Source organism: Arthrobacter sp. TB 26, from assembly GCF_000427315.1.
Lineage (GTDB): Bacteria > Actinomycetota > Actinomycetes > Actinomycetales > Micrococcaceae > Arthrobacter.
Genome location: NZ_AUPJ01000455.1, coordinates 1 through 4,006 on the forward strand (window position 1 = coordinate 1; position 4,006 = coordinate 4,006).

Consider the following 4,006-nt stretch of genomic DNA (forward strand, 5'->3'; position numbering starts at 1 on the left):
AGCCCCGACGTCGTTCCCGGCGTAGTTCAGGCGGCGTTCCACCCGGTCGATCCGGGCGGCGATGCCGCGCTCGGTCTGCTCGGAGGACGGCAGCAGGATGCGGGCGCACAGCAGTTCCAGGTGCAGCCGCGGCGAGGTGGCGCCGGTCATCTCGGTCAGGGCGGTGTTGGTGACGTCCGCCGCCCTGGACAGCTCCGCCGCACCCAGGTTGTGGGCTTGGTTCTGCAGGCGCGCGATCTGGTCGGCGGGCATGCCGCGGAGGATTGACTGGGCGCTCTCTGGCATGGCCTGGACGATGATCAGGTCCCGGAAGCGCTCGAGCAGGTCCTCCACGAAGCGGCGAGGGTCGTGCCCGGTCTGGATGACCCGGTCCACCGCTCGGAACACGGTAGCGGCGTCGGACGCTGCCACGGCCTCCACGACGTCGTCGAGCAGGGAAGCATGGGTATAGCCCAGCAGCGCGACGGCGAGCTCGTAGTCCAGGCCGTTGGGTCCGGCGCCCGCCATGAGCTGGTCCAGGACGGACAGCGAATCCCGCACCGAACCCCCGCCGGCGCGGATTACGAGCGAGAGAACGCCGGGCGCCACAGGGACGTTCTCCTGGGTGCAGAGCAGCTCCAGGTACGCCATGAGCGGCTCGGGCGGCACGAGGCGGAACGGGTAATGGTGCGTGCGGGAGCGGATGGTGCCGATGACCTTGTCCGGCTCCGTTGTGGCGAAGATGAACTTGATGTGTTCCGGCGGCTCTTCGACGATCTTGAGCAGGGCGTTGAAGCCGGCCGAGGTGACCATGTGGGCTTCGTCGATGATGAAGATTTTGTAGCGGTCCCGGACCGGTGCATAGGTGGCCCGTTCACGCAGGTCGCGGGCGTCGTCGACGCCGCCGTGGCTGGCAGCGTCGATTTCGATGACGTCGAGGGATCCGGAGCCGCCGCGGGCGAGTTCGACGCAGCTGGCGCACTTGCCGCAGGGTGTGTCCGTGGGGCCTTCGGCGCAGTTAAGGCAGCGCGCCAGGATGCGGGCAGAGGTGGTTTTTCCGCAGCCCCGGGGGCCCGAGAAGAGGTAGGCGTGGTTCGCGCGGTTCTTGCGCAGGGCCGTCATCAGCGGCTCGGTGACGTGTTCCTGCCCAATAACGTCCGCGAACGAATCGGGGCGGTATCTACGGTAAAGGGCGGTAGTAACAGTCACAGATAAACCCTACCAATCGGCGCAGACATAAAAGACCCCTCATGCACCCGCCAGAGCCCATTTACCCTTGCTACCTTCCGGTCCTGGGGGAGTTCAACAGGATGACGCCACATGAGGGGCCGTCAGCAAGTTTACCCGACGTTTGAGTGTGCCCCGAATCGTGCGGTTTGGGCCCGTGGAATCCGGTGGGACATGCCCATTTTTCGCGGCTAGGAGTGGGCAGAATGGGCCTATGTCCATTGGCTGCGGTGAGGGTGGGGCATGTCCCGTGGGGCAGGGGTCTGAGGGGCCAATTGGGCGATGCCGGGAAGTTCAGGTATTCTAGTATCTGCTTTTGATTCAGAAGCTACTGGAGAATTCGCCTAGCGGCCTATGGCGCACGCCTGGAACGCGTGTTGGGTTAACGCCCTCGGGGGTTCAAATCCCCCATTCTCCGCGTTTGGCCCCGGTCCCTTGGACCGGGGCCTTTTTGCGTCCGGTCCAGCCCCGGTCCAGCCCGTGATCCTTTTCCCGGCGGGCCCATCAGGCCCTGTGGCCCAGCCTTCGGAGCCTGTCCCGGGCCGCCTGTTCGCTGGGCCCCACCCGGCCCAGGGCAAGATGGACGACGCCGAGCGTCACCTTCGTGGCCAGCCGCACCGGCAGCGGGATGGGACCCAGCCGTGCGCTCCGTAGTCCCAACAGATCACGGTATTTGGGTTCGAGGCTCGCCACGGCCGCCGCGAACAGCACCCGGTAGCCTGGCCGGAGCACTGGATGAAGCGGCGGATTGCGGATGAACGCCACCGTCTCGGCGACCCTGTCGTCAGAGCGGAGTTCGCCGGTGTCGTACCAGTGGTCCAGCTGCCGCCGCATTTCCTCCTCGCTGAGCGGCGGGGACTCCACCCCCATCAGCTCTCCGGCCTGCGCCCACTCACGCACGTACGCATTCGGACCGCCGGGTATCGGCCTGCCCCAGATCTTGTGCGCCGAGAGGAAAGCGTCGGTGAAGGCGATATGCACCCAGCGGAGCAGCTCCGGATCATTCGCCGCGTAGCTCCGGGTGACGCCGTGCCCGTCCACGTATTCCCCGCGCACCGATCCATGGAGCCGCAGCACCCAGTCGGAGGCTGCGCGGGCCGCGGCGGTTGAACCGTAGGAAACAGTAAAGATCCAGCGGATCGTTCCGGCGAGCCGGCCCAGGGGATCCTCGCGGAAGCGGGAGTGGTCATGGATTCCGGCCAGCGCCCCGGGATGGAGCGCCTGCATCAGCAGGGCCCGAATGCCCGCCACAATCGTCGGCATGTCCCCATGGACGGCCCAGACTGCCGAGCCTGGCAAGTGGTAGCCAGGATCGTCGCCTTCGGCCAGCCGGGGCACCCACTCCGGGACTGTGTCCCGGGTCCCGGTGAACGTCTGTTTGAGTTCTGCCTGCCATTCCCTGAGGAGGTTGCGCATACTCCATTCTCGCCCACTGCCGCTGCACCCGATACTTGCCCCGGAACCCAGTACTACTGGGCCGCCACTCGAGTTTGAAGGGGGGTACTTTGTACGGTTCACAGGCCCCCTCGATTGTGGTCCCATAAGAACGTTAGTCCGCGAAATTTGGGACTGGCGAACAGGATGCGGGAGTCACATCGTGGGAAAACACTGGGGAAACTCGTCGAGTGAGCAAGCAACTAGAGCTCGGATCATTGCCGTGCGATGTCTGTCCGGCGGTTTTTGCCTCTCCTTGGCGGTGCTGACTTTCGGAGTCCAAGGGCTGTCCGGCACCGGGGCCGCCGTGGTGCCGTCCCAGGCACCCGCTTCCGGCGTCGTGGGGCCAGGAACCCTGGATCCGGCCACTGCCGGCATTGCCACCGGCGCGGGAGCCGTCGCCGTCGCCACGTCAGCATTCACTGCGGACCCCTTAGCGCTCGTGGCCTACGCCCGGTCAACGGTCGAGACGACGTCCAAGGACGGCGTTCCCGGGGAGCTCAATGTGGCGTCAGCCGGGCTGAAGCGGCCGGCAGAAGGCTTCCTCATGGCTCCCCTCGAATCACTTCACGAGACCTCGCCCTTCGGGCTGCGGACCAGCCCCATCTCGGGGTCAGCCGGCGAATTCCACTGGGGCCAGGACTATGCCGCCGAGTGCGGCACCCGTGTCTACGCCGCCGACGCCGGAGTGGTGCGGGCAGTTGGCTGGCACCCGTGGGGTGGCGGAAACCGTGTGGAAATCGATCACGGCAACGGGCTCATCACCACCTACAACCACCTTGAGGCAATCGCCGTCAAGAAGGGTGACTCGGTGCGGGTTGGTGAGGTCATTGCGCGGGTGGGAACGACCGGGTCGTCCACCGGCTGCCACCTGCATTTTGAGACCATCCTGAACGGATCCCACAAGAACCCGCACGACTGGATCCTCCTACCGATTGTGCAGACGGACCAGCTTGGGACCATCGAGATGACCAGTTACGCGCCCGACGCCGGTCTGCCGTCCAACACGTCCCTTGGCTGGGCAATCCCGGTGTCCGATGACGGGGGGCACGAAGTCGCCGGCGGCGCCGAGGAAGCACCCGTCGCAGCGATGCCGCGAACGCCCTTCCTCACGTCCGCCGCGGCCACGCCCACTCCGTCCATCTGGGACGGGCTGTCGCCGACGAAGACGAGGTCCGATACGCCCACGCTTGAACCCAGCCCACCGGCGAGCGACTCTTCGAGCGGGACAACCCCGCCCACGGACTCCCAGACGCCGAGCGACACACCGCCTCCTTCGGAGCCCGGCACCACACCGCCTCCTTCGGAGCCCGGCACCACACCGCCTCCTTCGGAGCCCGGCACCACACCGCCTCCTTCGGAGCCC

Annotated in this window: 3 protein-coding genes, 1 tRNA gene and 1 other RNA gene; 2 read left to right on the forward strand and 3 right to left on the reverse strand. The window is 66.5% G+C overall.

The features are described 5' to 3' along the window. Both K789_RS0117495 and ffs read right to left on the reverse strand, forming a co-directional pair. A partial coding sequence (locus K789_RS0117495) for a DNA polymerase III subunit gamma and tau (protein ID WP_128081664.1) occupies positions 1 to 1,188 on the reverse strand: 1,188 nt, incomplete at its 3' end. A gap of 27 nt (positions 1,189 to 1,215) precedes the next feature. Next, positions 1,216 to 1,312: signal recognition particle sRNA small type (gene ffs, locus K789_RS24720), an RNA gene on the reverse strand. Positions 1,313 to 1,539: 227 nt separating this feature from the next. Here ffs and K789_RS0117500 point away from each other — a divergent pair. Further along, a tRNA-Ser gene (locus K789_RS0117500) sits at positions 1,540 to 1,624 on the forward strand. Positions 1,625 to 1,710: 86 nt separating this feature from the next. On the opposite strand, the gene K789_RS0117505 is transcribed toward K789_RS0117500, so the two are convergent. Beyond that, positions 1,711 to 2,622: an oxygenase MpaB family protein gene (locus K789_RS0117505; protein ID WP_024367898.1), complete on the reverse strand. Its 912-nt coding sequence runs from the start codon at positions 2,620 to 2,622 to the stop codon at positions 1,711 to 1,713. Between the two features lie 280 nt (positions 2,623 to 2,902). On the opposite strand from K789_RS0117505, the gene K789_RS25835 reads away from it, so the two are divergent. Further along, positions 2,903 to 4,006: peptidoglycan DD-metalloendopeptidase family protein (locus tag K789_RS25835; protein ID WP_024367899.1), on the forward strand; the 1,104-nt coding region annotated here is incomplete at its 3' end.

Excerpts from the sequence above, each read along its gene's own strand:
- K789_RS0117505 (WP_024367898.1), bottom strand. The coding sequence starts at position 2,622 with ATGCGCAACCTCCTCAGGGAATGGCAGGCAGAACTCAAACAGACGTTC.